Origin of the sequence: Synechococcus sp. R55.7 (assembly GCF_047461955.1) — a bacterium.
Classification (GTDB): domain Bacteria; phylum Cyanobacteriota; class Cyanobacteriia; order Thermostichales; family Thermostichaceae; genus Thermostichus.
Map to the genome: position 1 here is coordinate 1 of NZ_JANSIC010000429.1, position 817 is coordinate 817.

General features: G+C 40.8%; 1 pseudogene. It reads right to left on the reverse strand.

Annotated features, from left to right (window positions below):
- Window positions 1-817: pseudogene (locus NW820_RS12940) on the reverse strand (macrocin O-methyltransferase); the annotation flags it as partial.

The window sequence follows — 817 nt, forward strand, 5'->3', positions numbered from 1 at the left end:
CCAAAGGTGAGGAACTTCTTTCCGTAGATAAGGCCAGGGATGAGGCCCTGGATCGATAGCAGTCATTAGAGGGAAGTTGTAGTCGAGATATATTTTCTTTTGATTAGCTGATACATAGTCATACCTTCTGATTGGAGAAGAATGGCTTCTAGGATACCAAAGACTGGCTTCAACTTTGAAGCCATCGGTAGTATGAGCTACATGAGTTTTTCTATCCTTAGCTTTATAGGAAATGTGTAGAATCCCTAAAGGGATGTAAGGCTTCCAAGGCTCAACCCAGAGCTTTCTTTTTGGATCCCATAGAGGTAGTTTACTATGAACTGTCCAGTTACAAAACAATGGTAAAATTTGAACGTTATCTATCCCTAAGTCATTATGAATAGCCAGGTTTAGAGAATACTGATCTGAGTATAGATCGAGGCTCATAGAGATAGCTTGGCTCAGTCTGTTTTTCCATGCTACCCAGTGAATACCGGAATTACTTCCAGAGAATACACCAGCATTTAGAGTTGGTCTTATGTATAGGTGGTTATATACATGTCCAAAGTACCTGATGTATCTCGAGAGGTGAAAAGCTTGATGCGAAAATGGATAGGGATCGAAGAGAGTATTTAGCAACTCAGGAACAACTGCAAGGTTTTTGTATATTGCTCCCAGGGTAAGAAGCTCAATTGCAGACCAGTCTTGCACCCAAGCATCTGCATCAATCCAAATATAAACTTCATAGCCTGGAAAGTATTCAGGAAGGAAAGGCCTACAAACTAGTGCCTTGAGATACTTGGGTTGTCTATCAATGTCGGGAATATCATAGTTCCAA